We start from the raw sequence: 16,729 nt of genomic DNA on the forward strand, positions 1-16,729 counted from the left end.
TTTAAGAACCCAAATATGGCTTACATTGAACCGGCTCCGATCAAGGATAAAGAGAATCCTTTGGAGTCAATGATGGAAAGATTCAACATCGCTGCCGAGAAACTCGGACTCTCCGATGAAGTTTACAACGTGTTGAAGAATCCCGCCAAACAAGTAATCGTCTCCCTGCCGATCACGATGGACAACGGTACCATCCAGGTTTTCGAAGGGATACGGGTCATCCATTCCAACATTCTGGGCCCGGCAAAGGGAGGTATCCGCTTTGCGCCCGACGTACACTTGGATGAAGTTCGTGCCTTGGCTGCCTGGATGACCTGGAAATGTGCCGTGGTGGACATCCCCTACGGAGGTGGAAAGGGCGGCGTGCGCTGCAATCCCCGAGAAATGTCCAAGGGTGAAATCGAACGTCTGGTAAGAGCCTACACCATGGCCATGATCGACGTCTTTGGCCCCGACAAAGATATCCCCGCTCCCGATATGGGCACTGGCCCCCGCGAGATGGCCTGGCTGATGGACGAATACTCCAAAGCCCACGGGATGACCGTCCCCGCCGTCGTCACAGGCAAGCCACTGGTACTGGGTGGCTCGCTGGGCCGAACCGAGGCCACTGGCCGTGGTGTCATGGTGTCTGCTTTGGCAGCAATGCAAAAACTGAAAATCAATCCATTCTCTGCTACCTGCGCCGTGCAGGGCTTTGGCAACGTGGGTGGATGGGCTGCCCAGCTGTTGGAAGAAAGAGGCCTGAAAATCGTGGCCATCTCCGACCATACAGGAGCCTTCTACAACGCCTCCGGCATCAACATACAGGAAGCGATCAAGCACAAGGACAGCAACAACGGCACCTTGGAAGGCTTCAAAGGCGGCGACAAAATGGACAATCCAGGCGACCTGATGACCCTCGAGGTGGATGTGCTGGTGCCGGCTGCCATGGAGGATGTGATCACGATTGCCAACGTGGACAAGATCAAGGCCAAGCTGATCGTGGAGGGAGCCAATGGCCCGACGTCCGCAAAAGCCGACGCCATCATCAACGAAAAAGGCATCATGGCCGTGCCGGATATCCTCGCGAATGCGGGCGGCGTGACCGTTTCCTATTTCGAGTGGGTGCAAAACCGCCTGGGCTACAAGTGGACAGCCGACCGGGTAAACCGTCGCTCAGACCGTATCATGAAGGATGCCTTTGACAATGTGTACCAGGCTTCCGTCAAATACAATGTGCCAATGAGAATCGCCGCCTACATCGTGGCGATCGACAAAGTGGCCAAGACCTACAGCTTCCGTGGAGGCTTCTAAGGCTGGATTAAGCTAAAAGTTTTACATTTGGGGCGCGGGACATCGATCTCGCGCCTTTTGAATTTTACCGACATGATGACAATTCATAAAGAAGGAAGGGCCCTGTTGTTTTGGATGATGATCATCCTCGTGGCGCTCAACTACCTGCTATACTACTACCTCCCCGAGCAAAGACTGCTGATCAATCTCTCGCTGATCGCCAGTGTGGTGCTTTACCTGATCGTCTTGCAGTTTTTCAGAAATCCCATTTTTCCCCTTCCCAATGAAGAGGGGGTGGTCTATGCGCCAGCCGATGGCAAAGTAGTGGTCATCGAGGAGGCTTTTGAGGACGAGTATCTCAAGGAAAAGCGCAAGCAGGTTTCCATCTTCATGTCTCCGATCAACGTGCACGTGAACCGCTCCCCGGTGAAGGGCGAGGTAGAGTACTTCCAATACCATCCCGGCAAATACCTCGTCGCTTGGCACCCCAAGTCCAGTACGGAAAACGAGCGTACCTCCATGGTGATCCGCGACACCAAAGGCACCAAGATCATGGTCAGACAGATCGCCGGAGCCCTGGCCCGCAGGATCAAGTGGTATGTAAAGGCCGGTTCCAAACTCGATCAGGGAGGGGAATTCGGTTTTATCAAATTCGGCTCCAGAGTCGATATGTTTTTGCCTCTCGATGCGGAGATCCTCTGTACCATGGATCAGGTGACCAAGGGAGCTCGAACACCGATTGCTCGATTGAAGTCCTGATCAAGTAGCGGTTAGTAACCGAACAAAAAAGCCAGGTGGATCAACGATTCATCTGGCTTTTCTGCTTTTGAAGAGCAGTTAGTCTTTCCCTTCTTTTTTTGCATCCCGCAGCGACTTGAGATAGAGCCCTTCGACCCGCTCCCTGGCCCAGGGGGTTTTTCTCAGAAAAGTCAGGCTGGACTTGATCGAGGGGTTGTGGGTGAAGCAGCGGATGGGGATGCGCTCGCCCAATTCCGCCCATCCGTAGGTGTCCACAAGGTGGTTTAAAATGGTGTCCAGCCGGATGCCGTGAAGGGGATTGTTGGGTTGGGATTCCAAGAGATGGTCGAATTGTGGATGATAAAAGTAAAGTATCTAGACTCAAGTATCAAGACACAAGAGCTTGAGCCTAGAGCCATGAACCAAGAGACGAATTCTGCTTACTGAGACTGAACACTGCCTACTGAACAGGCTGGATGAGATCCCAGAGGTTTCCATAGAGATCTTTGAAGACGGACACGATGCCGTAGGATTCCTCGGAAGGCTCCCGCATGAATTCCACGCCTTTTGCCCGATAGTTTTTATAATCCCTGTAGAAGTCGTCTGTGTAGAGAAAAAGAAAGACGCGTCCTCCCGCTTGCAGGCCGATCTGCTTTTCTTGGGCTTCGCTGGCCGCCTTTGCCAAGAGCAGGTGGCAGCTGGAGCCGGGAGGCGATACCCGCACCCAGCGCTTGGTTTCGCTCATTTTGGTGTCTTCGAGGAGCTCAAAGCCCAGAGTCTGCGTGTAGTATCCTATAGCCTCGTCATAGTCTTTGACCAAAAGGGTAAGTTGTCCAAGCTGTTGTTTCATAAATAAACTAATAAGAGTATTGTCAATTGTTCTGGACGGTTTAGTTTTAGGGCTAAACCTTTTACGATGTCCAAAATTAACCCTCTCTTTATCTTTTTTGCGCTGACGCTGGCCTTTTCCTGCAAACAGTCAGAAACAACGACTTCCCCTTCCTGGAGTCTGGAGCCATCAGGCGAGCGGATCGTTCTTCCCATTGACGTGCAGACTTCCAATGTCAGCGTCGGACTGCAATATGTTGAGGCAGACAGACCTTTGCTTTTTAACGTCAACCCAAACGCCAATTCACTTCAGATTTTTGACCTGAAGGACCAAAAGCTTGAAAAGGAGATCCGATTTGAGCCCGAAGGAGATCAAGGGGTGAAGCTGGGGTATTTCCACGTGCAAAGCCTGGATAGCATTTTTGTTTTTCCGGAGATGAGTCCCTTTGTCATTCTGAGCGATACTTCGGCGACGATCAAAAAGCGGCTTCGGATCGAGCTTCCGCAAGGCTATCCCATGATCTTTCCCCACAACAGCTACTATGTGTCGAGCCCAGCAGTCGTCGGAAATGAGCTGTTCGTCAAAGTCCGGGCCGATGGCAGGGTCACTGATTTCACCCAGGAAAAGCTGGATACGATCGCTCTGCTCGTCGCGGTCGATTTGGAGACCGGGGCAAGTAGGTTGTTGCCGTATGGCTTTCCGAAGGACTACCTCTCTGAAGGTCTGAAGCAGCTGGAGTACAGCCTGGTCTACCGGCAAGGTAGCGTAGTGGCTTCCTTTATGGGGGACCATAGGGTTTTCACCACTTCGCCTGGCTCGCCAGATTGGGAGACAAAGGACGCGGCGAGCGGCTTCTTGGATGCGTCTATGCCGACCATTGCTAAGGATGTGGACGGCCGGGGCTTCAACCAGTACTTCTTTGCCAAGTCCCGCTATGAGTCGTTGGTTTACGACCCTTTCCGAAAGGTGTACTATCGTTTTGCCTTCCCCACGGTGGAGGTGGAGTCCGATGAGCAGCTGATGGCGCTGCGTTCAGCGCCCGATGCTTTCGTGGTGATGGTGCTGGATGAGGAGCTGCGCGTGCTGACGGAGCGGAGGTTTGACGGAAGTACTTACCTTCCCAGCAATTTCTTTGTAGGGGAAAAGGGGCTCCACCTCTCCATCAACCACCCCGACAATCCGGGGAACATGGAGGACAGCCTAGCCTTTGAGCTGATTAAGTTGGAGGGCAATTGATCGGAGGTCTCCCTTATACTGCGGTTTTCAGCTGTTAGTGGCTGATAGAAACAACCAGTTGGTATCTCCAGACTCCACCAGGCGTTCCGATTCGATTTGGAATCCGGTTTTTTTCAAGAAGATATGATAGGGGTGTGAGAAGCTGGACTCGCTTCCGTAGAGTATGGAATGCTGCGCTATCCTGGGGTCAAAACCTGCGGTGATCGGTTCGTAGAGCAAAAGGGCGCAGTTTTTCTCGGCGCCGATGTCTTCCAGGAGTGAAAGCAGTTCTCTTTCGGTCAGGTACTCCAACACTCCGCCAAAAGTCAGGAAGATTTTGCCGGATCCCTTGACGCTTGCGATCACGGAAGTAAGATCACCGGCGATAAATTCCAGCTTTGGGTTTGATGCATACACCGACTGGTTGGTTTCTATTTGGGCTTTGTTGATGTCTATCCCCACAAAGCGCCCAATGTCCTTTCCAAACTTGGTGGAAAGGTCGTCCAGAACGACCCCTTCCCCGCAGCCCAACTCGATCAGGGCGTCGTAGCCATTTCGCTGCATGAGGCTGGAAAGGGACTGGTAGATGTCCTCCCTGAGTAGGGCGTACATGCTCCTGACCCTACTGGCGGTCAGCTGGTAGTAGCCTTGGGTCGCATTTGAGGCCCAGACCTTCCTGTGGAGTTCTGCGAGTTTCTCGACCTCGTTGCGCTCTTTTAGCTGCATGACGATAGCGGCGAGTGCGGCGCGCTCTCTGCTGTTCTCGGGGGGCTTTCCTGCCAGTAGCGCCTCTTTGGTGGCTGGGCTGGACAGGAGCGCCAGTCTTCCCACCAGTTTCTTAAGCTGCCGTTTGAGCGGATGGCTGGGAATCACGATCGGAAAGTTCCACTCATTCGTAGTTTTGGGCTGCATTGGAGTAGTCTGTTTACAGGTAAGGGCATTGCCAAACTGGTTCTTCTTTCTCAAACCTATCGATTCTAGGCAAGCTGCCAAGCGGGGAAAACGGAATTTTCCCGCGGACTGCTGCTTTCTCCATGAATGAAAGTCCGATTTATATCCTCAGTACTTGCCGCTCGTCAAAAATAAGCTCTGGCGTAGCGTAGCAAAATTGGCAAAAAAAGGCTGTTATATTAATGATGTATTAAAAATGGTTTACGAATATCAAAAAACGTATTTCATAATTGTTTTTTCGGTTTTTTTGCCCGTACTTTTTGGTTCAAAATGAGCCGAGTCGACCCGTGGACATTTTGCAAGAGTATTTAATCCTAAAAAAGCGGGTCATGAAAGGTGTTTTTAAATACAACAATTTTATATTTTCAGGTACTGAGGGATTTGGGCTTCGATTAGTGAGAGGCAAGTTGGGGCTCGGGATGACCTGAAGTCTTTCTTCTAGGCTGAAATAGATCCTAGTCCAAAACCCAAATAATCACTTTCCCCCCAAGCGAGCCAAGCTTTTGAAGTTTGGCGTGATAATGCAAAAGACAAGCTTTTGGGATTTGGGAATCTTCCGGCGGCTGAGTAGCCGCCCGCAGTTTTTTAGGAAATGACCTATTGATATCAAAAATTTTAACAAGAGACCCAGCTGAGAGTCTAAATCTCGGATTTTTCAGAAGTTTATTCTTAAGAAATCTATTAAACAGAAGTGGAAATGAATGCCTATCCGACCTATAATTCCATCATCGATTTGGTCAAGCTTGCCTGGGAGAAACATCCCGATGAGGTGGCGATTGACGACGGGGTCGAAAAAGTCACTTATCGTGAGTTGAAAGAAAGGGTGACTGCCCTGAGTGCGGTGATTTTGTCCGTGGCGCCTGAGGAGGAGATCGTCGCGTTGACGACGAGCCGGGGAATACAGCTCATCGTCAATATTCTCGCGATCCTCCATGCAGGCAAAACCTACCTGCCTATCGATGCAAACTTCCCCGAGGCGAGGATCAAGCAGATTGTGGACGATTGCGGCGTCAAGTTCTATCTGAAAAGCAACGAAAACGACCGCTTGGATCTCCAGCAGATCGAGCTGAACCGTTCGCTAGGGACCAAGGGAGCCGAACCGAGCCGCTATTCGCGGCTGGCGTACATTCTCTACACCTCCGGATCTACCGGTAAGCCCAAGGGAGTCTGTGTCCCCCATGTGAGTGTGGTGAACCTGATCCAGTGGCAAGTCGAAAACTCGGTGTCTGGTCCAGGGCTGAAAACCCTACAGTTTACCAGGCTTACCTTTGATATATCCGTCCAGGAGATTTTCAGTACCCTATGCTCAGGAGGTACCCTGCAGGTGGTAGATGCCGAGGTGATCCGGGACAACCGTGCATTGATCCAGGCGATGAACGAGCAGCAGGTGCAGCGGCTTTTCCTTCCCTTTGTGGCGCTCCAAGGCATCGCCAATGAAGCGGAGAGTTCGGGAGTATATCCCTTGCATCTGAGGGAGGTCATGACCTGCGGAGAGCAGCTGAAGTCCACCAAGGCGGTCAGGGCGCTGTTTAAGAAAATGGATGCCACCACGCTGTACAACCAGTACGGTCCCACCGAATGTACCTGTATCGTCACCCAGCTGGAACTCGATAAAGATCCGGCCGTATGGGATGACCTGCCGACCATCGGAAAGGCGATATCCGACGTGGAAAGCCTCATCCTGGACGAAAACCTGAATGCAGTCACTGAGCCCAATGTGTCCGGTGAAATCTACTTCTCTGGAATTTGCCTCGCAGATGGCTATCTGAACAAGCCCGAACTGACGGCGAAATCCTTTTTCCCACTCAGCCTGAAAGACGGGACGAGCAAGATGGTGTACAAGACGGGAGACCTGGGCTACTACACTGAGACGGGGGAGATCTTTTTCCTCGGTCGGATAGACGACCAAGTCAAGATCAGCGGATTCCGCATCGAGACCGGAGAAATCGAAGCCGTAGCGACCGAATTGCCGGGGGTGGAGCAGGCCGCGATCATCGTGGGGGAATACACGGATGGACAAAAGTACCTGTCGCTTTTCTATGTGAGCCCTGGTGCGGCGGTCAAGGAAGCGGAAATGCTCGCATTTCTGAAGTCCAGATTCCCTGCCTACATGATCCCCGCAAAATGCTTCAGAAAGGACAGCTTTTCCAAGACGTCCAACGGCAAGATAGATCGAAAAGCCCTCTCCGAAAATGTAGTTTCGGAAAACCCCTTCAAGGAGGCCTATGTGAAGCCACGAAACGAAACCGAAAAGAAACTCGCCAAAATCTGGGAGACGATCCTCAACCTGGACCAAGTCGGGAGGGAAGACCATTTCTTCGAATTGGGCGGTACCTCATTTTTGGCCCAGCGGATGGCCATTGAAATCAACGCTGCCTTTGGAAAAGACTTCACCGTGACCAAAATCTACCAGTATCCCAAGCTAAGGGCCCAAGCGGCCTTCGTGGCCGAGGCCGAAAAAGGGCTGAAAGACCGTGTGGCGAAGCGGAGAGGAAAGGATGCCGGCAACCGTGACGTGGCGATCATCTCCACTGCCAGCAGATTCCCGGGAGCGAGAAACAGTGAGGAGTTTTGGAATATGGTCAAAAACGGGGAGGAGACGATCCGGTTTTTTGACATCGAGGAGCTCGATCCCAGTGAGCAGGTAAAGGCCCGTGAGGACAAAAACTATGTGGCAGCTCGGGGGATCATCGACGATGTCAAGGACTTTGACTACGATTTTTTTGGATTCAACCCCAAGCTTGCCTCGGTGATGGATCCCCAGCAGCGCCTTTTCTTGGAGGTCGCCTATGAGGCCTTGGATTCGGTAGGCTACATCGCCAATGCACCGGACTATGAGGTAGGCGTCTTCGCTGGCTGCAGCAACAATTATTACTTTAGCCGCAATCTGGTCTTTGACCAGGATCTGATGGAGTCTATGGGCAACATCCAGATCAATTCTGTCAACGAAAAAGACTATTTGGCCACCCGTGTCGCATTTTTGTTTGACTTGAAAGGCCCTGCGGTCAGCGTCAATACCGCTTGCTCCACTGCGCTGGTCGCGGTGGCCAATGCCGTGAAAAGCATCAGAAGCGGGGAGTGTACTGCCGCAATCGCGGGAGCCAGCTCCGTGGCCTATCCAGTCAATAGCGGCCATCACTACGAAGAAGGCTCTATCATGACGCGAGACGGCCATTGCAAGCCATTCGATGCGGATGCGACGGGGACGATGTTCAGTGATGGGGCCGGTGTCGTGCTCCTGAAGGACTACGAGCAGGCCGTCAAGGACGGTGATCCCATTTTGGCGGTGATCAAGGGGGTAGGCATCAACAATGACGGGGCAAACAAGAGCAGTTTTTCCGCACCAAGTGTAGAGGGGCAAGCCGGAGCCATCCGCAGTGCCTTGCTAGACGGAGAGGTGGATCCGTCGGAAATAGGCTATGTGGAGGCACATGGCACGGCGACGCCGATAGGAGACCCCATTGAGATCGAAGGTTTGAAATTGGCCTTTGGACCGGAGGTGGGAAAGCAATATTGCTCCCTGGGCTCCGTGAAGGGAAATGTGGGGCACCTGAACTCTGCTGCCGGCATCGCCGGACTGATCAAGGCGGTGTATGCACTCAAGGAAAAAACGCTGCCGGTCTCCGTCGGCTACTCCAAGCCCAACCCCGCGATCAACTTCGAGTCTTCCCCGTTTTTTGTCCAGACTAGTACAGGCGAATGGAAGACCGAGAAAGCCAGAAAGGCAGGCGTCAGTTCCTTTGGGATTGGCGGGACCAACTGCCATGTCGTGTTGGAGGAATACATCGCTGACTCAGAGGCGGTGACGGAAACTTCCCCGCTGGAGCAGACGGTCTATTTTTCAGCCAACAGCGAAAAAAGCCTCGTGGAGTATGCCAAGCGACTCAGGCAGTTTGTGCTGGAGACTCCGGCAATCAACCTGGCCCAGTTTGGCTACAACCTAAATAAGAAAAACGCCAAGTATAAATTAGGGGCATCTGTCTCGTTTACCACCAAGCAGGAGCTGCTTGCAGGTCTGGAGACCATCTCGGCAGGTGGCCAAACCCCGGTGGCGCGCAAGCGAGACTTCCGTTTTCCCGTGTTCCTCTTTCCCGGACAGGGGGCGCAGTATGTGGGCATGGGTCGGGAGCTTTACGAAACGGAGCCGGTCTTTCGGGCTACACTGGACGAGTGTGGCGCGCTTTTCCAAAAATATACCGGCACCTCCATACAGGAGCTGCTGTATCCGGAAGAGACCAGCCAGGCGGAAGAAAGCCGGTTGGACAACACCCGCTATACCCAGCCGGCGATTTTTGCCATTTCCTATTCCCTGGCCAAGCTTTGGGAAAGCAAAGGCATCAAGCCCTCCGCACTGGCTGGGCATAGCATTGGCGAGTTTGTCGCTGCCTGCATTTCTGGCGTGATGAGCTTGGAGGATGCGGTGAGGGTCGTGGCCAAACGCGGAGAGCTCATTAGCGAGCTAGATCCCGGCACGATGCTTTCGATCCGTTCTTCTGCTGAAAAGATCCAAGCGCTGCTTCCTGCCGGACTGGCGTTGGCCGCAGACAATGCGCCTAATCTATGCGTAGCATCCGGTCCTACAGCACTGATCGAAGCCTTCTCAGAGACCTTGGAGGCGCAGGGCATTCCATCCAAAGTACTTCGCACGAGTCATGCATTCCACTCAGAGATGATGGAGCCGGCATTGGAGCCGTTCCAACAGCTTCTGGAAAGTGTGAAACTGGGCAATCCGAAAATCCCGATCATGTCCACTGTGACGGGAGATTGGATGAAAGATGCCGAGGCGACTTCCACAGAGTACTGGACGCAGCACATGCGCCTTCCGGTGCGATACAATGTCGCCGTGAAAAACCTGCTTCAAGAGTTGCCCGAAGCGGCATTTGTGGAGGTAGGGCCAGGCAATGGTCTTGGTACACTGCTGATGCAGCACTCCGATGCCAAGGATTTTGCGGTCGTAAACAGCCTTAGCAGGGTGACAGAGCTTTCAGAACCTCGACATTTCGAAGAGCAGCTTCATTCCTTGGTAGGCAAGGGCCTGATAATCGACTGGGATGAGGTCTATCCTGCCGAAGCCCAGGTGAAAATGCTGCTGCCAGCCTATGCATTTGATAAGAAAAGATGCTGGCTGGATGTGAAGATCTCCAGTCCCAGGAAAGAGGACGCTGAGAGATCCGAGGAAAGCGCTGCGATATCCCTGCCGCTGGCCGACGGTATTTCGCCCGCAGCCGCGATAGAGCAGGAGTTGGCAAAAAGCATCGTGACGATTTTGGAAGAAGCCTGCGGGGAAAAGGTGGCGGAGGATGCATTCGAACTGACCTACTTTGAGATCGGCTTGGACTCCCTTAGCTTGACGCAGGTCGCGTCTTCCCTCAAAAAGGAATTCAAAGTGGACGTTTCCTTCCGCCAGCTCTATCGGGAGTTGAACAGTCCACAAAAACTCCTCGAATACCTCCTCGCCAACTCCGACCATATCAAGGCTAAACAAGCCTTGGCTGCCAAGGCCGCCAGATCTGAAGCAGCTATGCCGAAAAAAGATGTCTCGACCGTCGCTGCCCCGGTAGACTATGGGATCGATGATGAAGAACGCAGCGCGCTCGCCAAGCCCTTTGGGGCGATGGCCAGGATAGAAACCCAGTCTGTGGAGTTGTCGGAAAAGGCCCAGCGCTTTGTCGGAAAATTGATCCGAAGCTACAATGCCAAAACCGCCCGCAGCAAGGAGCATGTCCAGGAAAATCGGAAGCACACGGCGGACCCAAGGGTCGTCAGCGGCTTCAAGCCGTTTACCAAAGAGCTGACCTACCCCATCGTGACTGATTTTTCCAAAGGGTCCCAGCTGACCGATTTGGACGGGAATACCTACTTGGACTGGCTGAGCGGTTTCGGGTGCAATATGTTTGGCTATCAGCCCGAGTTTATCAATCGCGCGATCCTGGAGCAGGTCAACAAAGGCATGGAGATCGGCCCCCAAACAGCGCTGGCAGGGATGGTGTCCGAAAAGATCTGCCGTCTCACTGGCAATGATCGCGTCGGGCTGTGCAATACCGGTTCGGAAGCGGTCTTGGGAGCGATGCGTATCGCCCGGGCCATTTCGCACAAAAACCTGATCGTGATGTTTGCCAACAGCTATCACGGAATCAATGACGAAGTCATCGTCCGCAGCACCAAATCCGGTGCAAGCCATCCGGCAGCTGCGGGGATTTTGAAAGAAAACGTGCAGCAGACGCTGGTTTTGGAATATGGGTCAGAGGAGAGCTTGCGCATCATTGCCGAGCGGGCAGATGAAATCGCCGGCGTCTTGGTCGAGCCTGTACAGAGCAGAAGGCCTGATTTTGTGCCGCTGGAATTCTTGCGCTCGCTGAGGGAGGTTACCCTTGAGAAAGGGATTTGCCTGATCTTCGACGAAGTGATTACCGGCTTTCGAAGCCATATCGGAGGATTTCAAGCCCTGCACTCCATCAAGGCTGACCTCACTACCTATGGCAAAGTCATCGGCGGAGGGTTTTCCGTGGGAGTGATTGCCGGCAAATCTGAATGGATGGACGCCCTTGATGGCGGTTTTTGGAGCTATGGAGACGATTCCATGCCCGAGGTCGGAGTGACCTATTTCGCGGGGACATTTGTGAGGCATCCCCTGATGCTCGCGGCGACCAATGCGGTCCTGGACTTTTTGATCGAGAAGGGGGATTCTTTCCAAAAGCGGCTTGACGGCCTGGCCATCAAGATGGTGAGAGGCTTGAATACGATATTTGAGCGCTACAAGGTCGGCTACTATGCCGTGAGCTTCAGTTCGCTGTGGAAGATTCAAGTCAAGGATGATTTTCCCTATTCCGAACTGCTGTTTACACTGCTTCGGGAAAGGGGGATTCACATTTGGGAAAATTTCCCCTGCTACGTCACAGACGCCCACACAGAGAGCGACGTGGATTTCACCTTGAAACAGGTGGAAGAGGCTATCATTCTCTTGGTGGAAAATGAAATAGCGGCGGGAGACCTTCAGGAGACGGAAGAGACCTTCATGAGTCTGGACAAGCCGCCTTTTGCAGGAGCGAAAATTTCCCTAGACAAGAATGGCCAGCCAATCTGGGTGACTGCTGAGGAATACGAGAAGTCCAAGCCCTCGATCTTCCAGTCAGGGGAATAGATGTCTGGCATCTAAACGGAAATAAGTGGATAAAATGAAGCAAGGCTGCCGGTGAGGCAGCCTTGCTTCATTTTAGGCGTTGGTCAACGTCCTGCGGATCGTGTCCAAATTGACACGGATTTCCTCGATGCTTTCCCATTCACGCCCTTCGGCTCCATGCTCGATGCCCACGTAGCCGTGGAAGTCATGCGCCAGGACGATCTTCATCATGCGCTCATAGTCCAGGGGATGCTCCTTGCCATGGTCGTCCCAGACGACTGGCTTGAGGCTGACGCCCTTTGCCTTGGGCATAAGCTCGTCTACGCCACGATAGGAGTCGTAGCTGCTGACCACGCCGTTTTCGGTATGGATGCGAAAGTTGCCAAAGTCAGGCAGCGTCCCCGCCCGGCGGTGCGCGGTCTCCTTGATCAGCTCGGCCAGCCACTTGCCGTTGGAGGAGTAGCCTCCGTGGTTTTCGATGATCACGTCGATGTCAAAGTCCTCGGCAAATTCGCAGATCCTTCGCAGCGTGGAGCTGCACACATCGATGGCTTCCTTGGCCAGCTTGGGATCGGTGCTGTAGGGGACGGCGGTATAGGCATTGACCCGAATGGCGTGGCAGCCGAGAAACTTCGCCGCTTCCACCCATTTTTTGTGGTTTTCGACGGTTTGCTGTCTATCCTCAGGCCTGGCGGCACCGAGCTGTCCTTCCCCATCGATCATGATCAGGACAGAAGTCACTCCTTCGCCATCGGCACGGGTCTTCATCTCCTGGAGGTAGGCTTTGTCTTGGGCCTTGTCTTTGAAAAACTGGTTGACATACTCCACCGCGTCGATTTTGTGTTTTTTGGCTTCGACGGCGAAGTCCAAATGGTCGAGTTTTTTTCCGAAAAGCATCTTGTTGAGTGACCATTCGGCCAGGGAGATCTTGAACAGTTCATCCTTTGGCCGGGCCAAGGAAAACTGGGGCAAGCCGAGGCCTATCGCCGCGGAGGCCAGGCTGGCTGTCTTGAGGAAATTTCTTCTGTTTGTCATGGGGAGGGAAAGAGGTTATGGGTTAAAAGTTACTGGTTGCTAGTTACCCGTTCAAAGGGCTTTGGTTTTCGGCTAGGTTTCTTCCGGCTAGAGATCAAACCTCCCAACCCTTTCGATAAGTCCGGGTCAGGAGCTGGTTGGCGGATTCGTCGTTGGTGATCTTGAGCAGATTTGCGTCAAAGTCCACCTTTTTGCCGGAGCGGAGCGCGATTGCTCCCAGATTGATCGTGTCGGTGATGCACTGCGCGCGAATGAAGCTGCCGGGAGTCTGCTCGCCTGCCAGCATGGCCTCCACCCAGGAGTCGGTCATGCGCTCCACTTCCCGGGAGTTGATCCGCTCGGTATCCCGACCTGTCATTGCCGTGCTTTCGGGTAGCAAGACCGGGTTTTCCCCCCGGAAGCCACCGAGTATCTTTCCTTTGGCCCCAACGATCATGAGCCCTTCTTCCGGCGTGTCTTTCCCATCCATCTCGAGCTCCTCGGGGGCAAAAGGCTTCATGCCTCCGTCGTACCAAAAGAGGTCAAAAGCGGGAAGTTTCTCCTGAGCCGGAAACTTCCACTTGATGGTGCAGCTGGCGGGAAAGGCGACGTCGTTTTTCACCCATTGATAGACTTGGTTCACTTCCTCGCGGGTCGTGGTGCCAAAGGCTCTGGCAGAGGTCGGACTCTTGCTGATCCCAAGCGTCTCAAACAGCGGAAACAGGCTGTAGTGTCCCATGTCCGCGACCGATCCCCCGCCGAACTCGTACCAGCCCCGGAAGACGTTGTGCGTGTAGTTTTTGTGATAGGGCATGTCCGGCACCGGGCCGAGCCAGAGCTCCCAGTTGAAATCGTTGGGGACGGGCATAGGCGGTTCGGGTCTTTTGGTCCACTGCTGCCAGACCGGGCGGTAGGACCAGTTGTGGATTTCCTTCAGCTCGCCGATGAGGCCCGCATCCATCCAAGCCTTGATCTGCCGGTATTCCGGTCGGTCCGACCAAGCCAGGAGATGCGTGATCGCCCCGCTGGATTGGGCTTTCTCGATGACTTTTCTGCCTTCCAAAAGCCGGTTGGAAATGGGCTTGTGGGTCACCACGTGCATCTTTTTGTCCATGGCAGCAAGTGCGATGGACGCGTGGGTATGGTCCGGGGTCATGATCTTGACCGCATCGATTCCTTTTTCTTTTGCAAAAAGCTCCCGAAAGTCCTCGTAGCTGGCGCAGCCCCGGTATTTGCCAGAGGGCTTGTTTTTCGCGTAGTATTGCTCCACATACGCTTGGCCTATCTCCCGTCCGCCGGGGATGCCGGGCTTGCCTTCCCACCAGCTCGGGTCGCCGAGTGTCTCGCGGATGTCGTCGCGGATGCCGTTGGGAGACCAGTCGATGTAGTCGGTGGAGGACTTGTTGACATCACAGACGGCCACGACGCGCACCTTGGGGTTTTTGAGCATTTCCCCCATCTCGCGGAGTCCCTGCGTCCCGCAGCCGATGTTGGCGACAGCCAGCTGGTCGGAGGGAGGAACATGTCCCGTGCCGGCAATGACGTGGGAGGGGACGATGGAGATGGAGGCGGCGATCGTGGCTGCAGAGGAGATGAATTCCCTGCGGTTGAGTTTCTCTGAGCGGGGCATATCGGAAGTTTCTGTCCAAATAGGAAGTTAGGCAGGATGGGGGAGTAAAACAATCTTTGTTAATTTAAGGGATTTGGATACACGCTACTTTGCCAGAAACAACCTTAGACTAGTGTTCGGAGCGGGAAAAGATGTCGAAAACGCTACATCGGTCTTGGGTCATCGCCTGCCCGACGTGTCGGGGTCTTCCTGCCCAATTGGCAACGAAAATTCGTTTAATGCCAGAAAAGCGTATATACAGACTATGGAATCCCTTTCCGATTCGACAAGAAAAGCGGAATTGCTGATTTTTCCTTTTGAGCCAACCTGATCTGAAAATGAAATATTTTACCCTGTTGTTGTGTCTGGCAGCCACTTTTTCCTGCCAGAGACAAGAAAAACTTTCCGACCGAATCACCTACCCCGAGCGGCCCAACATCGTCTGGATCGTCTGCGAGGACATGTCGCCCGAGCATCTGGAGAGCTACGGCGGGACAGGCGGTAAGACTCCCCATCTGAACGCCTTGGCAGCAGAGTCTCTTCAGTACAGCAATGCCTATTCCACCGCGGGAGTCTGTGCGCCCAGCCGCGCGGCCCTGATCACGGGGGCTTACCAGACCTCCATCGGCGCGATGCACATGCGAACCTTGGCGCCTTCGGCTGCTGCTGGAGATGCCTATCCGCCCGGATTCAAGGGCTACTCCACACTTTTGCCGGAGGGCATGCTGCCCTATCCGATCTACCTGCGTCAGGCGGGATACTACGTGACCAACAATTCCAAGGAAGACTACCAGTTTCGCAGCCCGGTAGGGATGTGGGACGAAAACAGTCCCCAAGCGCACTGGAGAAGCCGCAAAGATGCAACGCAGCCTTTTTTCTCCATCTTCAATTTCACGACGACACATGAGTCACAGGTTTGGGCGAGGGAGGGCAAAGACAGCCTGCGGGTGGATCCCAAGGATGTCAAAGTTCCGCCTCTTTACCCCGACGACTCGATCTCCCGTAGGACTTTGGCCCGCTTCATCACCAACGTGATGCGCATGGACGAGCAGGTGGGCGAGGTCATCGCGCAGCTCAAGGAGGACGGACTGTACGACAATACCATCATCTTCTTTTACTCCGATCATGGCGACGGGATGCCTTACTTCAAGCGGGAGCTCTATGACCGGGGGCTGAAAGTGCCGCTTTTGGTGAAAGCTCCGTTTTTGGAGGGAGGCACGCGGACAGATGAACTGGTCAGCTTTGTGGATTTCGGGCCGACACTGCTTTCGCTGGCGGGGGTGCAGATTCCTGAGAACATGCAGGGGCAAGCCTTCCTCGGAAAGCAAAAAGCCGAGCCAAGAAAATACATCTATGCCGCGCGGGATCGCATGGACTCCGAACACGACCGCGTTCGCGCGGTCTCGGATGGGCGCTACAAATACATCCGCAACTACATGCCCGAGAAACCCAACTATCAGAATATCCGCTATCGCCTCCAAAATCCTCTGATGGGACACCTGTTGGACTTGCACCAAAAGGGTGTTTTGGACGAAAACCAGGATCGCTGGTTTGCCCAATCCAAGCCGCAGGAAGAGCTCTACGATACCCAGAGCGACCCTTGGGAGTTTGTCAACCTGGCGGAGGATCCCATGCACGCCGACAAACTCGCGGAGATGCGGATGGCTCATGAAGAATGGCTCTTGGCCTATGGTGACCTCGGCGCGCTGGATGAGATGGAGATGGTCAGGGCCTGGTGGAACGGGCAGGATTCACCGCCAGTGACGGAAACACCTGAAGTAGATTTTCAAGCCGGAAAAGTAAGTCTGAGCTCGGCGACTCCGTCAGCGATCCTTTCCTACCGAAAGTCGAGCAGTGCCGGTTGGAATCTGTATTCTAAGCACTTCGACGCTGCGGAAGGGGACTCGCTCTACGTCAATGCGCATCGGATCGGCTTTGAGCCGAGTGGGGTGGCGGTGGTTTTGAAGTAGGGATTTACCAC

The 16,729-nt window shown here is 53.8% G+C and carries 10 protein-coding genes; 5 read left to right on the top strand and 5 right to left on the bottom strand.

Annotation, left to right across the window (positions count from 1 at the left end; genetic code table 11):
* Positions 1–15: 15 nt before the first annotated feature.
* Both J0A68_RS04835 and J0A68_RS04840 read left to right on the top strand, forming a co-directional pair.
* A complete protein-coding gene (locus J0A68_RS04835; RefSeq protein ID WP_206577051.1) occupies positions 16–1,293 on the top strand; it encodes a Glu/Leu/Phe/Val family dehydrogenase in 1,278 nt (425 codons plus the stop codon).
* Positions 1,294–1,368: 75 nt separating this feature from the next.
* The gene (locus tag J0A68_RS04840; protein WP_206577225.1) at positions 1,369–2,031 is read left to right on the top strand and encodes a phosphatidylserine decarboxylase family protein; all 663 of its coding nucleotides are present in this window, start codon (positions 1,369–1,371) and stop codon (positions 2,029–2,031) included.
* A 78-nt stretch (positions 2,032–2,109) separates the two neighbouring features.
* On the opposite strand, the gene J0A68_RS04845 is transcribed toward J0A68_RS04840, so the two are convergent.
* Positions 2,110–2,349 (bottom strand): VF530 family protein, encoded by a 240-nt coding sequence (locus tag J0A68_RS04845; protein ID WP_206577052.1) that lies wholly within the window; start codon positions 2,347–2,349, stop codon positions 2,110–2,112.
* Positions 2,350–2,470: 121 nt separating this feature from the next.
* Positions 2,471–2,860: a VOC family protein gene (locus J0A68_RS04850; RefSeq protein WP_206577053.1), complete on the bottom strand. Its 390-nt coding sequence runs from the start codon at positions 2,858–2,860 to the stop codon at positions 2,471–2,473.
* A gap of 66 nt (positions 2,861–2,926) precedes the next feature.
* On the opposite strand from J0A68_RS04850, the gene J0A68_RS04855 reads away from it, so the two are divergent.
* A complete protein-coding gene (locus J0A68_RS04855) occupies positions 2,927–4,075 on the top strand; it encodes a DUF4221 family protein (protein WP_206577054.1) in 1,149 nt (382 codons plus the stop codon).
* Between the two features lie 27 nt (positions 4,076–4,102).
* Here the strand turns inward: J0A68_RS04855 and J0A68_RS04860 are convergent, their stop codons facing one another.
* Entirely contained in the window at positions 4,103–4,966 is an 864-nt protein-coding gene (locus J0A68_RS04860) for a class I SAM-dependent methyltransferase (protein WP_206577055.1), read from the bottom strand.
* Positions 4,967–5,702: 736 nt separating this feature from the next.
* Between J0A68_RS04860 and J0A68_RS04865 the strand changes: the two genes are divergently transcribed.
* Positions 5,703–12,146, top strand: coding sequence for a polyketide synthase (locus J0A68_RS04865; RefSeq protein WP_206577056.1), 6,444 nt, complete (start codon positions 5,703–5,705; stop codon positions 12,144–12,146).
* 72 nt (positions 12,147–12,218) lie between these two features.
* Here the strand turns inward: J0A68_RS04865 and J0A68_RS04870 are convergent, their stop codons facing one another.
* Both J0A68_RS04870 and J0A68_RS04875 read right to left on the bottom strand, forming a co-directional pair.
* A complete protein-coding gene (locus tag J0A68_RS04870; RefSeq protein WP_206577057.1) occupies positions 12,219–13,160 on the bottom strand; it encodes a TIM barrel protein in 942 nt (313 codons plus the stop codon).
* A 94-nt stretch (positions 13,161–13,254) separates the two neighbouring features.
* Positions 13,255–14,769, bottom strand: coding sequence for a Gfo/Idh/MocA family protein (locus J0A68_RS04875; protein WP_206577058.1), 1,515 nt, complete (start codon positions 14,767–14,769; stop codon positions 13,255–13,257).
* Positions 14,770–15,086: 317 nt separating this feature from the next.
* Here J0A68_RS04875 and J0A68_RS04880 point away from each other — a divergent pair, with 317 nt between their 5' ends.
* A complete protein-coding gene (locus J0A68_RS04880) occupies positions 15,087–16,718 on the top strand; it encodes a sulfatase family protein (protein WP_206577059.1) in 1,632 nt (543 codons plus the stop codon).
* The last annotated feature ends 11 nt before the right edge of the window (positions 16,719–16,729 follow it).

It is taken from the genome of Algoriphagus oliviformis, from assembly GCF_017254915.1.
GTDB classification, from domain to species: Bacteria; Bacteroidota; Bacteroidia; order Cytophagales; family Cyclobacteriaceae; genus Algoriphagus; species Algoriphagus oliviformis.